At 44.8% G+C, this 20,245-nt stretch carries 16 protein-coding genes; 6 read left to right on the top strand and 10 right to left on the bottom strand.

Annotation, left to right across the window (positions count from 1 at the left end; genetic code table 11):
* Positions 1-42: 42 nt before the first annotated feature.
* The 8 genes from PATL_RS22605 to PATL_RS01320 form a co-directional block, all read right to left on the bottom strand.
* A complete protein-coding gene (locus PATL_RS22605; RefSeq protein ID WP_157043382.1) occupies positions 43-207 on the bottom strand; it encodes a hypothetical protein in 165 nt (54 codons plus the stop codon).
* 67 nt (positions 208-274) lie between these two features.
* The gene (locus PATL_RS01350; RefSeq protein WP_041714172.1) at positions 275-823 is read right to left on the bottom strand and encodes a BON domain-containing protein; all 549 of its coding nucleotides are present in this window, start codon (positions 821-823) and stop codon (positions 275-277) included.
* Positions 824-1,006: 183 nt separating this feature from the next.
* A complete protein-coding gene (locus PATL_RS22300; protein ID WP_041713142.1) occupies positions 1,007-1,180 on the bottom strand; it encodes a DUF1328 domain-containing protein in 174 nt (57 codons plus the stop codon).
* A gap of 216 nt (positions 1,181-1,396) precedes the next feature.
* Entirely contained in the window at positions 1,397-2,734 is a 1,338-nt protein-coding gene (locus PATL_RS01340) for a magnesium transporter (RefSeq protein ID WP_011573193.1), read from the bottom strand.
* Positions 2,735-3,000: 266 nt separating this feature from the next.
* On the bottom strand, positions 3,001-6,693 hold the full coding sequence (locus PATL_RS01335) for an autotransporter assembly complex protein TamB (RefSeq protein WP_198136268.1): 3,693 nt from the start codon (positions 6,691-6,693) through the stop codon (positions 3,001-3,003).
* 83 nt (positions 6,694-6,776) lie between these two features.
* Positions 6,777-8,516, bottom strand: coding sequence for an autotransporter assembly complex protein TamA (locus PATL_RS01330; RefSeq protein WP_011573191.1), 1,740 nt, complete (start codon positions 8,514-8,516; stop codon positions 6,777-6,779).
* 123 nt (positions 8,517-8,639) lie between these two features.
* A complete protein-coding gene (locus tag PATL_RS01325; protein ID WP_011573190.1) occupies positions 8,640-9,557 on the bottom strand; it encodes a mechanosensitive ion channel family protein in 918 nt (305 codons plus the stop codon).
* A gap of 153 nt (positions 9,558-9,710) precedes the next feature.
* Positions 9,711-10,313, bottom strand: coding sequence for a mechanosensitive ion channel domain-containing protein (locus PATL_RS01320; protein ID WP_011573189.1), 603 nt, complete (start codon positions 10,311-10,313; stop codon positions 9,711-9,713).
* Between the two features lie 294 nt (positions 10,314-10,607).
* Between PATL_RS01320 and PATL_RS01315 the strand changes: the two genes are divergently transcribed.
* Genes PATL_RS01315 through PATL_RS01300 form a run of 4 tightly spaced genes read left to right on the top strand, consistent with a single transcriptional unit; the run spans position 10,608 to position 14,939 of the window.
* Complete coding sequence (locus PATL_RS01315) at positions 10,608-11,330, top strand: methylamine utilization protein (protein ID WP_011573188.1); 723 nt, start codon at positions 10,608-10,610, stop codon at positions 11,328-11,330.
* On the top strand, positions 11,331-13,667 hold the full coding sequence (locus tag PATL_RS01310; protein ID WP_011573187.1) for a putative bifunctional diguanylate cyclase/phosphodiesterase: 2,337 nt from the start codon (positions 11,331-11,333) through the stop codon (positions 13,665-13,667).
* Positions 13,657-14,505: a DUF3034 family protein gene (locus PATL_RS01305; RefSeq protein ID WP_011573186.1), complete on the top strand. Its 849-nt coding sequence runs from the start codon at positions 13,657-13,659 to the stop codon at positions 14,503-14,505. The genes PATL_RS01310 and PATL_RS01305 overlap by 11 nt, the downstream gene beginning before the upstream one ends.
* A complete protein-coding gene (locus PATL_RS01300) occupies positions 14,505-14,939 on the top strand; it encodes a group I truncated hemoglobin (protein ID WP_011573185.1) in 435 nt (144 codons plus the stop codon). The genes PATL_RS01305 and PATL_RS01300 overlap by 1 nt, the downstream gene beginning before the upstream one ends.
* Positions 14,940-15,045: 106 nt before the next feature.
* Here the strand turns inward: PATL_RS01300 and PATL_RS01295 are convergent, their stop codons facing one another.
* Complete coding sequence (locus PATL_RS01295; RefSeq protein ID WP_011573184.1) at positions 15,046-15,519, bottom strand: thioesterase family protein; 474 nt, start codon at positions 15,517-15,519, stop codon at positions 15,046-15,048.
* Positions 15,520-15,647: 128 nt separating this feature from the next.
* Here PATL_RS01295 and recQ point away from each other — a divergent pair, with 128 nt between their 5' ends.
* Together recQ and dnaB are read left to right on the top strand one after the other, a co-directional pair.
* Entirely contained in the window at positions 15,648-17,456 is a 1,809-nt protein-coding gene (gene recQ, locus PATL_RS01290) for a DNA helicase RecQ (RefSeq protein WP_011573183.1), read from the top strand.
* Between the two features lie 154 nt (positions 17,457-17,610).
* Positions 17,611-19,002, top strand: a complete 1,392-nt coding sequence (dnaB, locus tag PATL_RS01285; protein ID WP_006993007.1) for a replicative DNA helicase — start codon at positions 17,611-17,613, stop codon at positions 19,000-19,002.
* A 103-nt stretch (positions 19,003-19,105) separates the two neighbouring features.
* Here the strand turns inward: dnaB and PATL_RS01280 are convergent, their stop codons facing one another.
* Positions 19,106-20,212, bottom strand: coding sequence for an OmpA family protein (locus tag PATL_RS01280; protein WP_011573181.1), 1,107 nt, complete (start codon positions 20,210-20,212; stop codon positions 19,106-19,108).
* Positions 20,213-20,245: the final 33 nt, after the last annotated feature.

The raw sequence follows: 20,245 nt of genomic DNA, 5'->3' as shown, positions 1-20,245 counted from the left end.
ACAGCACCTAATCGACATGAAAGACGCTTCATTGTTCAATAATCAAACAGCAGTTTCAATACCCTCCTGCTGTTTTTGCATGAGTATTTTTTTTAGCAGAGTATTTTCCTCAACTAAACGCTCAACAAGCTCCGATTCATTGGACTCAGGCTTGTCTACTTTTTCGAACCAGTTAAAGTATGCATTCTTATTGTGCTTATCCATCATAATACCTCTTACTACATTTATAATTTTTGAGCATTGTCACGTCAGATGCTACAGCGCGTGCAATGATTTATTCGCTAACTTTTAACTTGCTCACCACTTTTTCTACATCGATGGCCTCTTGAGCGATATCAACCGCTCGTTGCTTTTCAGCGTCATTTTTCACCTGCCCTTGCAACACGACCACACCTTTGGTGCTATTTACGTCAATTTCGGTGCTGCTGATATCCGGTGCCGCCAGTAGACGGGTTTTGACTACAGTAGCGACTTTGTTATCGGTTAGCTTAGCCTGCACTTCGCTGTCTTCATTCTTTCCCGGTGAGAACACCGTAAGCATGTTTTCTACCCCAGTCACACCCTCAACGCCAATGACTAATTCTTGCGCCAAGGCTTTATCTAAGTCTGTTTCCACCTTACCTCGTAGGGTCACCGAGCCATTGTCAACGTCCGTATCAATGCCAGTTGCATCCAAGTTGCCATTTAGCAACAAGGTGGCTTCTACGTAACCATCAATCCAACCATCAAGCGCACTGGCTTTCCAGTAGTTACCGGCTGAGGCGCCAACACTGGCGGTACTGAAGATGGCAATCAGGGTTATGCTTTGTAATATCTTTTTCATCGCTGCCTCACACATTTGCATTAGACCTTCAAAACATAGCTAATGCGATAATGATGCCAAGAGTAAAACTCTGATTTGTTTATTAAAAACAGGCATTTTCAAGCATTAGCGCCGCTAGCAGCTCCTCTTGGCAAGCCAAAACAGGCCGAATATTAGAGTCCAAAATGGCGCTCATGTTAATGACTACTTATGCCGCTTATGTTGTTTAAATGCCAACACACTGAAGAGCACGACAAACGCGACGCACAATAAAAAAATCACTTTTGCAATACTGGCTGCGACGCCAATCACTCCACCAAAACCAAAAACGGCCGCTATTACGCCAAGCACAAAAAATGTTAGGGCCCAAGTCAACATACACACTTCCTTTAAAACGGATAAACGAAGGAGTTAATGCTCCTTCGGCTGGGTGTAGTAAGCGACATACGTGCCAACATCTGAACTTGTCCATAAGCCCTGCCCTGTGGTGCTCAACTATTCTTCGTTCCCCTTATCCTTGTAGGTTTTGCAGTGGGCTACGAAAAAATTACACATTGTATAATTGCTCCGTCCTAGGCTGTGCTTTCACTTGAATCACAGTAGGAACAACGTCCCCAAACCAAGAAATGCCACAAACCCTACAATATCTGTGACCGTCGTTAGAATCACTGATCCCGATAACGCTGGGTCGATGTTGAACTTGTTTAACACCATAGGCACCACGACTCCAGCCGCTGCGGCGGCAATGATATTTAATAAAATCGCTAAGCAAATCACCAATCCGAGCATTGCGTCTGAAAACCAAAAATACGCGATACAGCCAATCACCAATGCCCACACCACACCGTTTAAGCCCCCGACACTCAACTCTTTCTTAAGTAAGGCTTTCACGTTAGAGCCAGTGACTTGCCCTAAGGCAAGGCCGCGTATCATTAAAGTCAGGGTTTGGCTGCCTGCTATGCCCCCCATACTCGCCACAATGGGCATGAGAACCGCTAGCGCCACCACCTGTTGCAATGTTGCCTCGAACATCCCGATAAAACCTGAGGCTAAAAATGCCGTCAGTAGGTTGATACCTAACCAAACCGCTCGGTTCTTTGCGCTCTTAGGTACCGACGAGAACAAATCTTCGTCTTCATCCATACCTGCCGTCGCCATAATTTGGCGCTCATAAAATTCATTCAGTAGCTCACTCGCGGTGGAAATGTCTAAACGACCCAGCACTTTGTTTTGTTCATCCACAACCGGCAATGAAGCAAAGCCGGAACGTTGAACCATCAAGGATGCCGTGGTTAGCTCGTCACTCGCGTTGATGGTATCGAATACCTCTTCTGATAAATCCACCAAGGGCACATGCTCGGGTAGCCCCATGACGTTGGTTAACTTTACGGCTTCTGAAAATTGACCTGCACGGTTAACCAAGAAGATGGTGTCAGCATGGGTTGGTACATCTCGGCGAATCAAACGCAGTGCATCGCGTACTTTGGCGTTTAAAGGCAGCACGAGTGGGTCTTGGCTAAGCCAGTGGCCAATTTCATCGTCACTAAATTGGCTCGCGTCAGTGAAATACTGGCGCTGTTGCTTATCCATGGCATCCAGCGCTTTATCAACCAACGCATTGGGCAATGAATCTGACAATTCGAGTAATTGCTCAGCGTCCACCTCAAAGAAAATGGCTTCCCACTCACTTACATCAGTGGCGGCAATTAACGTCTCGCGAGGATCCCCGCGCATGGCAACCAGCACATCGAGTCGACGTCGTTTGGGTATTCCTTCCCACACTTTTAGGCGCTGTTCTAGGGGTAAAGACTCTAACAGTAATGCCACATCATCGGTGTCTTGGGCCGCTACAAGCGCCACTACATTATCTTGTTCACCGCGCTCTGGAGCCGATACAACTTCTTCAATCAACTCGGGTAATAATTCAGCCATGGTGATTCCTATCCAAAATGCGCTAGATAATGATGATATGAAAATACAAAATATGAAAAACAATAGATAACGACACACTTATCATCAGTAGACGTAACACTATCGAAAAAAGTCACAATTTTTATGACATGAGACTGCCCCAGATGATTTGAACGACTCATAATGACCGTTATCGGTAGGTTATTGAATAAATTACGCGCCAATCCAGTACAGTTACTGAGGTAAAAATGCTAGCCCGTTCGAAACATAATTAGTTTTTCTGTAAGTTACTCGGGCTTTGACTCTTCTTTGTCATCAAGAGTAAATTGATAATATAAGTTCAGCTCGCTGTTTAAACTGCTCACCGCTTCCAGATACAGTTTTGGCAATAGCTGGTAACGCAGAGCAACTTCTGAAACAGAGTCAAACACCCCTACACCGTAGCGAATTTGCACACCAGGCGCGATATAACCAGAAACCGAAAGCTTGGTTTCGTCTCCCGTACCACTGGTATTTAAAGCGAGATCTTCTACGCCCAGTTTGCGCCCGATATTAGTCACTTTGTTTTCACTTTTACCTAAACCAAACCCGATTAACGCGCTGGCCAGTGCCCCGTCGCTTGAGGATTCATCAGTACTATTGATTGCAGTGCCGCGCAACAGATACGAAAGCGCCTCTGGCTGCTCCATACTTGGATCTGAAAATACGCTGACTTGAGGCTCTGACGCGCTGCCTTGAATTCGCAAGCCTGCAATCACATCATCCGCGGTTTTGTTAGGATCTCGAATTGCCTCCACCGCAAGATATGGGCTATCTATCGGGCCGCTAAATTGAATTTCTCCTTCTCGTATCACCAAATCTTGGCCATAAGCTTGGTAGCGACCATTGACCAAATTCAGCTCACCGTTAGCATTAAGGACTTCGCCAGCTTGCGTTAATAACAATGCGCCTTCTAAGTCTGAGGTCAAACCGAATGCATCCACTTTGACGTCATTATTTTTGTCTGGGTCAATGTTAATTTGTAGAGATAAATCCAGCGGTAAACTGTTTTCTTTAGCGACTTGCTCATGATTCACCAACACCACATCACTAGAAGGTGATAAAGCACTGGGTGGCAACTCCCTCACCTTAATACGGGCGTAGGGTAAAGTGACTTCTCCTTTAACCGATAATCCTGCTTCCCCAAATTGCACATTGATGTCAGGCGATAACTTAGCCCTGACGATATTCTGATAGTCGATTTCCATTTCATCTCCCTTAACGTTCACTGTCGCGCTAGGGGTATCTTGCCAACTGAACTCACCGTCTATTTGGCCCTCTCCGTTGCCCAGTTGGAATGGCCCGCTCAGCGTCGCCGCCTGCCCAGTAAACGTAATAACTTGCTCAACCTGATGAATACGCGATGGCAGCATTGAGCCCGCGAGGGCACCTTCAACTAACGTTACCTCTCCTTTGATTAATGGCGCGGTTAAGTTTCCGCCGAGCTCTATTTGGCCATCGATACGCCCAGCGAGTTCAGTCAATTGCGGTACAAATTGGGCTGCAGCACCTAGGGTAATATTGCTTAACGTTAGCTGACCAGAAAGCGGCTTGTCTTGGTCATTTAATTGCAAGTCAACATTTGAGTGCACCTCGCCTAATTGCTTACTTTGCAGTGTCAACTGCGTAACTACATGCTGAGGTGGGTCATTTTTACCTGCGGTTTTAGCGTCCACTTTATCGACTATGGTGTTAACACGCATGTCAAGCACATCTAACTCAAGGGGTGTACTCGCCCCCTCTACCGTCCAGGTTGAGGGCGTTAAACTGATATTAGCTTCAATAATAGGCAGTTTTTTTGTGTCCCAATCGCCTTTAGCCACTAAGTTTACTTTGGCATCGGTATCTATCTTTTGCAGTTGCGCTAAGTTAGCGCTTAGCAATGGAGCTAAGGGTAAGTCGTCAATCGCCAGATCAAACTGGGCACCAGTGGCTGCATACTCAGCAAGGCGAATGCACACGCGAGCATCGTTATCAGATAAACAGAGTGGCGCGACACGATATTCATCAGTCGCCCAATTAGCGGATATGCTAGGCCCCTCATCCTCTAAACCAAATTGGCCTGCATCTGAGGCAAAGGTAAGTACATCTAGCGCGCCATCCCAATGGCTATCCAACAGACTTCCGTGCAATTTAGTCACGACGTCAGCCATGTTGCTATTAAGCGATAAACTCAGTTGGTGATCCTGTGCATCACCGTTCAAAGCCACATTTAAATTCGCTATTCTTTGCTGGCTAATAACGCTATTGCTAAGTTGCAATTCGATGTTGGCTTGTTTCTGAGCATCCCAAATAACCTGCCCTTTGGTCGCGAGTTGTGCGATACGCATATCGGGTATATCGATGTTATCAGCAGAGCCACTAAAGTTGGCCTCAGGGGCAGAGATTGTGCCATCTATTTGCGCTTCAAACTTTGCCCTGCCAGCAAATGAGGGATACAACTGAGATAAGTCTTGCGCGTCGACAGTCAATTGCGCCTGTACGTCTTCAAAGGCCTCTAATGAACCGACAAGGGTGATTTGATTGTCACCTGTTTTAACCAACAATTCGGGGATTTCAAGCCCTTCTTGTGAGTCAAAGTTCGCTTCGCCAGAAGCACTTAACTGATAATCTAACCATTTGCCAGATGCAACAAGATCACGCATCTGGGCCAGTATGTTTTGGCCATCATATTGCCCGTCAAGGCTAAGCTCGCCTTGTATATTAGCGTCCAGTTTGGGCCAAAAGCGTTGGGGTTGAATATCAGTAAACTGAAGCTGACTTTGCCATTTTGCTAAGGTATCTAGGGTGGCATTTCCTGACGCCTGTATTTGCCCCCCAAGGGTATCGATGGCCAATCGAGTAAGCTGCACTTGGCGATTGTTGCCCGCAGCGCGCACGGTCAATGTCGATTGGGGGACTGAAGCGCCTTTGAGGGCGGTATCTAAGGCCAATTTATACTGGTTAATATCTCCAGACAGCGTCAGCTGGCCTTCTTCAATCAGTAATTGTGGTTGCTTTATCGGCCACTCGACTGGCTGCCAATTGACCTCAAGAGCAAGAGGTAATTGCTTTGACTGCAAATCAGCGCTAGCACTGGCCGTTAAGTCAACTAAGCCGGTGGTATTGAGCTTAAGTTCGCTGTGCTGCAAATTCCCCTTGAGATTCAGCTTAGCGTTCATAGGATATGGGCTATTGGTAGTAGTATTGAACAACAACGTTGCTTGGTGCTGCCATTGCTTACCCAGGGTAGCGGTTAAGTCTGCCTCCCCTAAGCTAGAGCTTAGCTGCAACTTTTTCACCGTGAGTAATTTAGGGGTAATATTGATGGTTGCTCGCAGCTTCGTGATATCAATAAGCGACGCTTTGCCTTGAGAAACCACTAGGTCATCCAGCGCCAAATTATTTCCGCGCATAACAATTGGAAACACAATAGCCGGCAGCGTTATCGGCGTGTATTGCCAATTGGCGATTGTTTGCAAGTCTAACAGTTGATTATCAGTGGACTTCGCTTCAGGGCTGGCCTCAGGTAACTCAACGCGAATACCATTAACTGCCAAGTGGTCGATGTGCAAAGTACGGAACATGCTGAGCTCACTGGATACAGACCGTATTGTTACACCTACTGTATTGACCACGTCGATTCGAATGTTACGCACGTCTAAATGATCCACGGATACCGGCAATGGCAGCGTGATACGCCCTAACGGTTCAGTACTTTCGGGCTCAGACGATTCGCTAGGGGTGACGTTAACGCCAATACTTTGCGCCCTAAGCTCAGATAGGCATGCTTGCATCGTAGCCACGCAAGACCAATTAACATCGACGGCTAGTTTTTTGATCTGCAAGCTTAAATCTGGCGTCGAGAATACTAACCTTTTGAGCGACAGCTCAGAAAGCAAACTGCCTGAATCGTAATCGATGTCCAACCCGTCTACACTGCTATCAGCGATGGACAGCACGCCTCTTGTACCCCAAGGCGATGCAATTACAGCGATTAACAAAACCAAAACGCAAAGGAATATGCCTAAATATTTCAATAGCCTCATAATGCAGGCCCCATGGAAAAATGAAAGCGCCATGTGGTTTCTTCCACACTGTTACCTCGCGCAAAATAAAAACGTATTGGTCCAACAGGTGAAACCCAGCTAGCGCCTAAGCCAACACCGGTGGCGAGATCTTTAAATGGTTTATCACTTGCATTACCCACATCCGTAAAAACAGCTAAGCGCCAATCGGTTGCCACTGGGTAGGAATACTCGATACTCGCCACACTCAAATATTGCCCGCCGGTTAATTCATCGTCTTCTTCTGGCGACAATGTATTTAGGGCAAATCCTCGTACGCTTTGATCTCCCCCTGCGAAATAGCGCAAACTCGATGGCACTTGAGAGAAGTCATTGGTCGCAATAGCCCCCAATTCTGCCCGAGCGAATAAGCGATGTTTTCCATAGGAACGCAACCATTTAGATTGCAAACTGATACGCACCAAATCGATATCAGAAACCACCTCTTGGGTGGCGCCCTCTAGGGTGTATTGCTGTTTATCCCCCCAATTGAGGTCTAACCCACCGCGCGTTCTTCGCCGGCTCACAGTGACACCGGGCAACAATAACGTGGTGGTTTGTTCATCTTCAGTTCCCTGAGTGAATTTTTCTTGTTCTAAACGTAAGAATCCAATACGTTTCCAATCGTTATCAGGCTCGCCCCAATGGCGCTGAATGGCCAGAGTAATCACTTCACTTTGCGTATCATTGTCATTTTCGGCTTTAAGACCCGCTTGATAACTCAAATAATTATTCAGTGGGTCCTCAAGCGGCACTTTGTACTTCACACTGATGTTTTGCTCTGGGCTTGAGATAAATGCGTCAGCTGACAAACTATGCCCCTTGCTGTTAACCCAAGGGCGCTGCCATTTAAATCGAAGGCTGGGGCCAGTATCCGTAGAAATACCTCCGCCTATGTTAAATGTGTCTCTGGGCTTGGCGCTGGCAATCAATTCAATGGGTACTTCACCGCCTTGTGCTTTACTGACGAGCGGACGCGCCACAACTTGTTGAAAATAGCCTGTGAGTTTTAAATTTTGGTTAAATTCCGCTAGTTTATCTGCGTGGTAAGGCTCACCTTCTTTAAAGGTCGATACTTCTTGGATAAGGACTTGCGCTTTGTCGTCTTCTGGAATGAGCAGCTTACCGAAGGCATACCGCTTACCTGCAGCAAAGACTAAGTGAATACTTGCCGAGTAAGCATCGAAGTCGATACGAATTTCTTGGGTGGTAAATTTCGCATCAAAATAGCCGCGCACTTGTGCCATAGACAACAGCTTGCTTTTTAGGCTTTCATACTGACTTTGCTCTAAGAACGTACCTTCTTTAAGCTGGGCTTTATCAATAACGCCTTGCAATACCGTGTCTGGCTTTTCAGATCCAACTAGCTCTATTTGACGCTGACTAATTTTTACACGCGTGCCAGCTCGTACTGAGAGGTATAACTCGCTGCACTCTTGGTCTTTTGATAAACGTATACTTAAGGTTTCAAGCTGATAATAGCCAATTGCTTGAGCCGCTTTAATTACCGCTTCTTTAACAGTTTGGCGATAGTTTGGCGTAAGCTCACACCCCACTGGGGCACCAATGATGCCAATATGTGTCTCAATATTCTCTTCTAAACGACTGTCATCTGCTCCTTCAATATCAACCGACATCGCCAAAACGTGAGGGGCAACAAGCACGAGAAGTGCGATCAACCAAGAAAAAGATAATTGAACCGTCCGTAAAGTGAACACTGTGACCTCTTTGATTAGATAGCGAGAAGAGCGCTGTAACCCCACTTTACCTATCGGATATGAAAACAATCGATAACTAAGCAAGTTTTATGACAATAGTAAGCACGAGACATCATCTCTTTATTAGGGGGCACTATCATCGATATTATTTTTCTCATCAAGTTCATTCTGAATTGATAAAACGTTACCGCTGCGCCTAGCGGCAAACCACATTGTCATAAAATCTTTAATCAGTTTTTGTTCTATTTCTATGGCACGTTCCGTTGGACAAAAAATCGCGACTGTCACAACTGAATCGCCTACATCCGAAGTGGAAACGTTAATATGAGGATCTGGGCCAGCAATTTTTACATCCAGGCGCCGTTCAATCGTTTGACTGTACCGATAGGCAACATCTTTAAAATCCGCACAATATAACTCTGCTTTTGCCTGTAGCTGATCAATAAACAAATAGGGATTAACGCTCTGGTCCCGTGTGATATTAAAATGGTGCGTCGCGTAACGCTTTAAAAAATTTAGGTTTTTTATCGTGTTCGTGATCATCGCATTGTTAGGAATAAACAATGTTTTACCTGTGTATTCGTACTTATGAATGTCTACTTCTAATAGCGTACTTTTCATCCAGTCAGTTTCAGATACCTCACCAACGATTTCCCCTACTTGCACCCAATCCCCGATGCGAAAAGGACGGGTAGAGGCCAAATAGAAAAAACCAATCACACATTGAATAAACTCGCGAGTAGCAAGAACAATAGCCACCGCAAATGCCGCAATAGAAAGTGCGAAGTTTTGTAACTCTCCTGCCCACAAACTGAGAAGTAAAAACAACATCACAAAATTGATAAAATTCTTGATATTGTTGACCAAATCTCGCTTGTCTTTACCTTTGCTGATAGCGCGATTGCGCACAGTTTTCACCAAAGCGTATTTCACGCCTAAAATGAAGAATGCGAGCAGGATAGTTAACACGACCTTGTTGCTAAACAGGGCGTTGAGGAAAAGCGAGAGGTGCTCTAAAACAGGTGGAAAATCTATACTCATTTACGGCTTCATACTTGTTGGCTATTCGAATGGGCTGAATCGAGTATCAACTCAAGCTAAGATGTCATTGTTTAAAACAGGCATGCCAAGCTAAGTGTTGATATAAGTCCTATTTTAGCATGCTTAACAGTGGCGAATGAGTCAGAAGTAAGATTATTTTTTACGTATTTGCGGCATTTTCTTTTCTGGTCTATCGGTAAACTTACCCACTGTTTTCCACTTCGCTCTGGGGTTGATGATACTAGGGCGAGTTAGAATGAGATTGTTTGGATAAACGATAATTTCTCGGTCTTCGGTGATGAGCTTAGTATTGAATAAGTTGATCTCAGTGATAAAGCCCTCCACATAGTTATCAGCATCCAATACGCGAATAAAATTACCTCGGCGGAATGACGTTTGAAATAACAGCAGAAAGTAAGCTGTTATGTTACTCAGCAAAGACCAACTCGCGAAGAATGCCACACCGGTCAATGTAATGAGAGACGTAGAAATCACCAGTAAGCCACTAAAATCTATGCCCCAAGCGATGAGTATTATCGCGAAAGTGAGAATGCCGACTACCAGTCGAATGATGTGATAGGCCCGCAGTACCTCAGGTGACTTTAAATTACTTTCATCTATTTTCTTTTCTATCCTGGGCAATGTCCATTTAGTGACTAAAACATACACAAATAGCATTACCAGAGTCCAAATAAGGCTCCCCATATAGAGCTGGGCCCAATCTAAAATTTTATCAGCCCACTGTGTCTTTAACATCTAAAACGATTCCAATGATATGGCGCTGAAGAATTTACAACACGCCTAACAGCTCAATAGTTGACTGGCAATTTAATGTAAATGCCTATGTTAGTCGATAAAAAGAATATCCAAAGCAGCAGTTGATATTGATTTAGCCTGTCTCATCGTTACGGTTAGCACTTTTGAGTTATAAAATAACCTACTAAGTTGGCGAATTTAACGCAATTTTGCGATCCCAAGTGCTTTTTAAAGGTGCATGTGTAATATTAAATTGTGCAAAAAAAGACGCTAAATAATAGGAATCAAGTTCTCATGAACAAGGGACGTACGATTGACACCAAGCAAACACGCTGGATAACTGGTTTCTTCCTGCTCATGTTTTCATTAGTTATTGATATCGCCAGCGCCACACAAGAAATACAGTTTAAGGTCGTTGATCAAATGGGCAACCCTATTGCTAATGCCGTTGTGAGTGCGAACGGAGAACCCACTGATGATATCGCTAACATTGCTGTGATGGATCAAATCAATTCGCAGTTTTCTCCTCATGTTCTGGTTATTCAAAAAAATCAGGCGGTGCGCTTTCCGAACAGTGATGACATTCGTCACCATATTTACAGCTTTTCTGAGCCTAAGCCTTTTGAGATACGACTTTATAAGGGCGAACATTCAACGCCTATTACATTTGATAAGTCTGGCGTCGTGGTACTGGGCTGCAATATTCACGACCAGATGCTTGGCTACATCTATGTAGCTGAAAATGAAGTTACCGCCATCACAGACCAAGATGGCATTGCAAGGCTGCGCACACAAGCAACTGAGTTTACTTTTTGGCATGCTAACTTGTCTGCCAGTAATTCAGAGCGTGTGAAGAAGTCATTCGCCCGAGAAAATGCCCAGAATAATGAAAGCACTAATCGTACAAGCAATAGAGTAAGTGAAATGAAAACAGTGACCTTGACTCTTTTAGAGAACAAAAAAACAGAAGTGAAACGCCGCAAGTTTTCGCGCAAATTTTCCTCTAGGGAGCAGTAATTGGCCACTAGAAAGCTAAACCAAAGCATATTCCGCCTTGTTGTAGGTTTGGTTGTACTCACCGCCACCATGATACTCATCAATGTATGGACCTCAACGAGCAAGCACGCACAAAGCCAATTAAACAGTGACCTTGAAGTCGCCCAAAACGTTTTTGAGCAAGTATTAGAGAGTCGGGAGGATGTGCTTTACAACTCAGCAAGTGTATTGACTGCTGATTTCGGCTTCAAACAAGCCGTTGCTTCAGGCGATATTCCTACGATCAACAGCGCATTGTATAACCATGGCGGGCGGATCACCGCCGATTTGATGGCGCTAGTTTCTCTCGGCGGCAACAACATCACCAGCGTTCCGAATATTCTGCCGACAGAAACTCCCTTTCCTTATTCAAAAATAATACAAAATGCCTTACTAAACGGTGGTGCTGCGGCGCTGCTACTTATCGATAACAAGTTGTACCAAGTAATGATGCTGACTATCGATGCGCCGACCCCGATTGCCGTCGCCGTCATTGGATTTGAGATAGACCATGGATGGGCGCAACAGCTCAAAGATGTCACTCAGTTGGATACCACCATACAAGTGCAAGCGGATGGAGAAAATAACCTCACCATCAGTACCTTGCACAGTGAAATGTTAGAGGTAGCTTTAGCAGAGCAGGGACAGACTTTGTCTTGGCTTTCACTGACGTTGTTTAACGATGCACCTTTTGTATCTCGGCAGTTTTTGTTGGAGGAAGAAGGCGATTTTAAAGTAATGATTACGCTGTCGAATGATCTTCATCGTCTATTTGCCGATTTTAACGCTTTGCAGCTGAATATCTTGTTCATAGCGTTACTAGCAATTATTTTGGCGTTATGTTTTGCAGCGTTATTTTCCCGTAAAGTCGCTAAACCATTGGTTGCGCTTGCGGATACAGCCCAGCGCATTTCTACCGGTGACTACAATAAGACAATCGTTGCTCACTCTAACTCGACCGAAGTAACAAACTTAGCCCAGGCATTGGAATCAATGCAATCTAACATTCGCCATCGTGAAGAAAAAATAAGCTATCAAGCACAGCACGATATACTGACTGGTTTGAATAATCGCTACAATATGGAAGCGCTACTTTGCGCTAAATTCAAAGAAAACAAACCCTTTCAGGTGTTAGGCATTAACGTGTTTGGTTTTCGAAGTATTAACGACGTCTTTGGTTATCACAATGGCGATATTTGCCTGCAAATACTTGCCAATCGACTACTCGAACATGGTGGGATAGGTGCTAGATTAGCAGGTGGGGAGCTACTTTGGGTGCCTGATGAGCACCTCTCACAAAAACAGGTCGTACAATTTATAAATAGCTTAGAGCAACCCATTGATACGGGTGATTCATCCATTATGGCCAAGTTATCCATAGGCATGCTGAATTGCCCAAATGACGCGACCAATGCCGAAGAGCTTTTCAGGCGTATCAATATCGCACTCGATGAAACGAAACTGTCAGATCAGCCAATACTTGCCTACCAACCGGAGTTTGAACATCGTTATCTTCGCCGCCTATCAATTATTGCCGAGCTTAAAACTGCTTTGCAAGAGCAGCAAGATGAGTTGAGCCTTTTTTATCAACCTAAGTTAGATTTAGACACAGGTAAAGTCACTAAGGTAGAAGCCTTGATTCGTTGGAACAATGCCATACTGGGCTTTGTTTCCCCTGAAGATTTTATCAGCGTTGCCGAGCAAGCTGGGTTTATAGGAAAAATTACTGACTGGGTTATCAATCAAGCCATAAAAGACGCGGTTGCCCTCAGAAATGCTGGTATTGAGATGAGTATCGCCATCAATCTATCAGCGAAAGACGTGATGGATCAGGCCTTATTGCCTCATATATCCTCGCTCATGGAGGCAAGCCAATTAAGCAGTAAAGCTTTGAGTTTTGAGATGACAGAGAGTGATTTGGTGCAAGAGCCTGCAAAAGCAATTCAACAGTTGCAAGCGTTTAGAGATAAAGGCTTTGAGATAGCGATTGATGATTTCGGCACCGGTTACTCATCCATGGCGTATTTACAATATTTGCCTGTCACTACTTTAAAAGTGGACAAAAGCTTTGTCCTATCTCTTGATTCTCAGCAAGGTGACCAAAAAATCGTGCAAACCGTTATCGATTTAGCCCACAGCTTCGGTTTGAATGTGGTGGCCGAAGGCATAGAAAGTCAAGCGACACTCCTTTTGTTGAAGAAATGGGGTTGCGAGTTTGCTCAAGGGTATTACATGTGTAAACCCATCCCATTCGACGACTTAATCACTTGGCATAACACCCACCAATTAACTAACTGGTTTGAAAAAGATGCTACATAAAATAGGGTTCAGATATGCTAGCGCATTCCTACTTTACCTTCTCAGCAACGTCACTTATTCCCAAGAAGGCAAACTCATAGGAACCGCAGGTTTAGTGCAATTAGAAGGCAGCGGTGGCGGTGGTATTGTTCCATGGGCAACGCTATCTGGGTACGATAGTCGAGATGAAGTATCTTTTAGTGCGCTTATGACGCAAGTAAATATGGATGATTATCGCTTAAATGTACTGGGGTTAAGCGCGTCTTTTTACGACCGTGTTGAAGTCAGTGTCGCTCAACACCGATTCGATCTAAAAGAGGCGGGGGTCGATATTAAGCAAAATATATACGGCGTTAAGTATCGCGCTTATGGAGACGTCGTATATTCTCGCTTGCCACAAATAAGCGTGGGAATTCAACATAAAGTGCTTGAGGACGAAGGCATTGCTAATGCCGTTGGTGCCAATAAAACCAACGAGGGTACGGATTTTTACATTGCAGCGACTAAAGTTCATTTAGGCGCACTTGCGGGTTACAACACGGTGTGGAATCTTACCGCTAGAGCTACCAAAGCTAACGAAATGGGATTATTAGGTTTCGGCGGCGCCAACAACGATGACTATGAAGTGATGTTAGAAGCGTCTGTGGGTATCTTGTTTTCTCGCAACCTTGCGGTAGGTATTGAATATCGACAAAAACCAGACAATTTAGGCTTAGGTGAAGATGATTGGAAAGACATTTTTATTACCTACATTCCTAGCAAGCATTTCAGTGTGACCTTGGCGTGGGCTGACTTAGGCTCAATAGCCGGCGCACACGGTCAAGACGGCGTCTACCTTTCTCTTAATGGACAACTTTAATGAATGCTATCAAACCATTATTTGTATTATTCCTAATATCGCTTGCTTTCGGGATAAGTGCCTGCGCATCAAATGCGCAACCATCAGTATATGCTCAGATGGGCGGCCAGCCAAAGGTAGAAGAAGTAGTAGACAATTTCATTACAGAAATCGAATTCGATCCGGTTATTTTCGAATATTTTACGGATACAGATGTTGACCGCTTCAGAGAAAAGCTGGTTGAACATGTATGCCACCTTACCGGAGGGCATTGTGAATACACGGGCGACACTATGGCCCGTGTTCATGCAGGCATGAACATCACTGAAACCGATTTTAATCGAGGGGTCGATTTGTTTATAAACGCAATGAACAAGGCACAAATACCTCACCCTATACAGAACAAGGTTTTGGCAATACTGGCTAAGACTCGCAAAGAGATGATTTACTTGTAACCCTGAGTACTAACTGTATACATTTTTATAGCAAAGTTTTGAAAACGCAGACGTAACGGTCAAAGGCAAAGGGGCGCAAACATACCTAGCTAGAACCCTTACTGAATTACCCGACTAAATAGGTCCCCGTGCCGGAGGCAATATGTTGACCTTTTTCATTATGTAACTCCATTCTACATACAGCTACCCTTCTTCCCCTGCGAATAACGCTAGCAGTTGCTATGAATTCTTCCCCCTTACCTGGGCGCAAGTAATCTACTCGCATATCAATGGTACCGTTGTTGGCCAAAGTATTTTTGAACTCTTCCACCTCTTCAGGCTTAAGCTGCTTTATTCCATACATAAGAGCAACCACACTGCCTACTGTATCGAGAATGGCAGCGGTTGCGCCCCCGTGCAAAATTTTATGTACCGGGTTACCCATAAGCATGTTGCTCCAAGGCATACGTATTTGCACTTCATGATCAGCTAAGGTTTCAATTTGAAATCCCAGCGCTTGGTTAAAGGGCATACTGGATTGAAAAAACTCGATGACGAATTCAGCCAGCTGCTCTGGCGTTAAGCTTTTGTTATCGCTCATATAATCTTCCTTATTGCGGCGAAGATCCCAATGTGACGAAGTTTTTAGTTATTGGCAAGTGATGTATGGTGTAAAAACACGTAAAATGCGCGCAGAATTTTTGTTTTAGAGCCTGATTTTTGTCCAAAATGCCCCCCGCTACAAGCGCTATCAACAGCGCCCAATCCGTTTTGAAAACGGTTTTCGGTTATGATGAATTTCGTGACGGTCAGCGCGACGTTATCGAAAAGATATTACAAGGTCACGATGTCTTAGTCCTTATGCCTACGGGAGGAGGGAAATCACTTTGTTACCAAATACCAGCTTTGGTGCTTGAGGGGTTAACCATTGTTGTCTCACCTCTTATCGCTCTTATGAAAGACCAAGTAGACGCTCTTGTCGCATCAGGGGTCAGTGCGGCTTATATTAATTCAAACCTCAGCAGCGAAGAAATACACAATGTTTATCGCGGCATGCAAGATGGTCATTACAAACTCATTTATGTCGCCCCTGAGCGCTTGATGCAATTTGATTTTATTCAGCGCTTACATAGTCTAGAACTCGCCCTTTTTGCCGTTGATGAAGCCCACTGCGTTTCACACTGGGGTCACGACTTTCGTAAAGAGTACCGTCGGCTAGGTCAATTAAAACAACAGTTTCCTACTGTTCCAGTGGTGGGGCTGACCGCTACGGCAGATATCACAACGCGCAGTGATATCTTGCAGCAACTCGCCCTACAGGATCCGTTCATTTTTAAGGGCAGCTTTGACAGGCCTAATATCCGTTACAACCAATTGTTCAAATACAAAGCGACTGATCAGGTGATTCAGTACGTAAAACAACAAGAAGGTAGCGGCATCATATACTGTAACAGCCGCAAGAAAGTTGATGATTTGAGTATTGCTCTTGCCAGACAAGGTATCAACTGTGCCGGTTACCATGCCGGCCTTGAAGGCCCGATACGAGACAAAATCCAACGGGACTTTATTCAAGATAACATCGACATCATTGTGGCCACTGTCGCATTTGGTATGGGGATCAATAAATCCAATGTGCGCTTTGTAGTTCATTTCGATTTGCCACGTAGCGTGGAAGCCTATTACCAAGAAACAGGGCGCGCCGGGCGAGACGGTATGCCGGCAGAAGCATTACTTTTGTTTGATGAAAAAGATGCTGCACGGATACGCCAATGGATTGGTATGGGTGATAACCCCGAACGTCTAGATATCGAATTGCAAAAATTTGCCGCTATGGAGGCGTTCGCAGAGGCTCAGACCTGTAGGCGACAAGTCTTACTCAATTACTTTTCCGAGTACTCTGCCCATGACTGCGGTAACTGTGATATTTGCCTCGATCCGCCGAAGCGATTCGATGGGACTGTGCCGGCGCAGATGGTGCTGTCGTGTATTTATCGTTTGGGACAGAATGTCGCCAGCCAATATGTCATTGATGTATTACGTGGCAAAAAGCTCAAACGCATTGTTGAGCAAGGTCATGATAGCCTCAGTACGTTTGCTATTGGTAAAGATAAGTCTGATGCGCACTGGCACAATATAATTAATCAGCTGATCCATAAAGGTTTTCTGCGCATCGACATTACACAAAGCGCCGTGCTTAAACTAACTGAGGAAGCCAGGGGTGTCCTCGCAGGTAAATTAGAACTGGCGTTAGCGGTGCCGCGTCTGACAATTGATTCAGGTAAAAAATCAAAGCTCAAAGAGATGAACTACGATCGTAAATTGTTTGCCAAGTTAAAGCATTTACGAAAGTCCATTGCGCAAAGGGAAGATGTGCCGCCATTCGTCGTTTTCAGCGACGCAACTCTGGCAGACATGGCCGATAAGCTGCCCCAGTCCAAAACCGACTTTTTAGAGGTCAATGGGGTTGGTCAAACCAAGCTAGACCGTTATGGCAGCGAGTTTCTAGCTGCAATATCTGCTTATTCGCAAGATTTGTAGTGCTAAAATAGTCGATACTTTGGCGAACAAAAATACTTTTTTATAACCGTACTTTCATCGTTAACCACATACCTTACCGCGTTATCTTACCTTTACTAACAGGGGTAATTTGGCGCATACTAGCCACCTGTTCTTGAGGATAAATGTACCTTCTGTGAAAGCCGTTTCAGCAAAAAATAAAGATCAAAAAGTCGAAAAACTTAAAGTTCCTCCGCATTCCATTGAAGCAGAGCAATCTGTGCTGGGCAGTATGTTGATCGCACCTGACTCCTGGGATAAAGTCGCTGAACTTGTCACCGAGGAAGACTTTTACAACCGCTCCCATCAGGTCATTTATGGCGCGATTCTGCGCTTATTGAAAAACAACCATCCAATCGATTTAATCACTGTTTCAGAAGATTTAGAGAATCTAGACGAGCTTGAAGAAGCAGGCGGTTTCGCTTATTTAGGCGAGTTAGCGAAAAATACGCCAAGTGCTGCTAACGTCACGGCCTATGCCAATATTATAAAAGAGCGCGCCGTCGTTAGAGAGCTAATTGGTGTGGCTCACGATATCGCCGATGTTGGTTATAATCCCGAAGGCCGAAATAGCGGCGAATTACTCGATATGGCGGAAAGTCGAGTTTTTGAAATTGCGGAAAAGCGAACCGCAAAAAACGAAGGTCCACGAGGCATTGAGTCCGTACTAACAAAAACCATTGACCGCCTTGAAGAGTTAGTTAAAAACAATAAAGAAGTGACTGGTGTCTCTACCGGATACACTGATTTAGATAAGAAAACCAGTGGGTTACAACCTTCAGATTTGATAATAGTTGCCGCGCGTCCTTCCATGGGTAAAACCACGTTCGCTATGAACTTGTGTGAAAACGCTATGTTATTGGAAGAAAAGCCAGTTTTGGTATTCAGCTTAGAGATGCCCGCCGAACAGATCATGATGCGTATGCTTGCCTCACTGAGCCGCGTAGATCAAACCAAAATTCGTACCGCTCAATTAGATGATGAAGATTGGGCCCGCATGTCTAACACTATGGCCATGCTCAAAGACAAAGATAACTTATACGTCGATGACTCATCCGGTCTGACACCAATGGAAGTGCGTACGCGTGCGCGTAAATTGGCGCGCGATCGCGGTGGTATTAGCCTGATTATGATCGATTACCTGCAATTGATGCAGGTGCCGGGCTTGAGTGATAACCGTACTTTAGAAATCGCCGAAATTTCTCGCTCGTTAAAGTCTCTAGCAAAAGAGCTCGAAGTGCCGGTCGTTGCACTTTCGCAGCTAAACCGTGGACTAGAGCAGCGTTCAGATAAACGCCCCATTAACTCGGATTTGAGGGAATCAGGGTCTATTGAGCAAGATGCCGATTTGATCATGTTTATTTATCGAGACGAAGTGTATAACGAAGGCAGTGAGGACAAAGGCGTGGCTGAGATCATTATTGGTAAACAGCGTAACGGCCCTATCGGTACATCAAGACTTACCTTCCAAGGTCAGTTTTCTCGATTTGACAATTATGCTGGGCCGCCCAGGGACGACGAGTATTAATCTGCTGCATCCAATATAGCTATGCGACTGAATCGCAGACATAAAAAAGGAGGTGAATATCACCTCCTTTTTTTGTGCTCGAAACGCTTATAGAACGAACTAATTACTTAGTTAGTTTCTCGCGCTTAGAAGCACTAACGCGCGCTACGATGCGACGGTTAATTTTGTTAGCTTCTTTAGCTGTAGGTGCGTCAAGCAATTTGCTTTCACCGAAACCAACCGCTGTGATGCGAGCAGGTTTGATGTCGTAATCTTCAATCAATACCATACGTACCGCTTTCGCACGCTCTTCAGACAACCACTGGTTGTAGTCGCTTTCACCAGGAGCTGACGCGTAACCTTCGATTACAGTATCAGTTGAAGGGAAGCGCTTCATGAATGCTGCGAAGTCACGGATGTCGCTGTTCGCACGGTTTGCAATTTCTGCACTGTTGTTAGCGAACAAAATGCGTAAGGTTTCTTCAACTTCAACTTCAGTAAAAATGCTACACCCCGTTGCATCTACTTGGTCTGTTGAAGGCGTGTTTGCACACTTATCTTTGCTATCTACAACGCCATCGTTGTCTGAATCAGATTCAGTCATTGCAGCAGCAAGTGCACAGCCCATAGCGTCAACTTTAACGCCAGGTGCAGTACCAGGACATTTGTCCATGCTGTTGTTTACGCCGTCGTTATCAGAATCGCGAGTCACTGGAGTAGATGTTGTACCGAAGCTATATGCCAAACCAATTTTTGCGCTTACGTCATTGTATGCTTCACCGAAATCGTGATACGCAGCGATTTCGGTAATAACACGCCATTTGTCATTGATAGCCCAGTGCTTACCAATACCAACATTAGCTAAGCGAGAACTATCAGCTAAATCAAGGTGTTTGACACCTGCGAACACATACATTAAGTCGTCAGGTAAAAAGTACATGGCGTCGACACCAAAGCGGTTACCAGACTCGTCGCCTAGGCCATTAGTTTGGTCAATGTTTAAGTGTGACCATTCTAATCTTGCAGCCCACTGAGGCTTGAAGCGAAAGCCTAGCTCGGCACCAAAGCCAACACCGTCATCATAAAATGTAGGCGCGCCATCTAGCTCACCATCAGTTTTATAATATTCACCGAAACCACCTACCCATTTGTCGCCTACCGGCGCAGATTGTGCGAAAGCGCCACTGGTAAAAGCAAGTAAGATACCCATGGCTGTCATGGTTTTTTTCATAATAAACGTCCTTAATGTAATGTGTTAATCATT

This window comes from Paraglaciecola sp. T6c (assembly GCF_000014225.1).
Classification (GTDB): Bacteria; Pseudomonadota; Gammaproteobacteria; order Enterobacterales; family Alteromonadaceae; genus Paraglaciecola; species Paraglaciecola atlantica_A.
The sequence above is the reverse complement of the archived record's forward strand: the minus strand, read 5'-3'. Positions and strand labels throughout refer to the sequence as shown.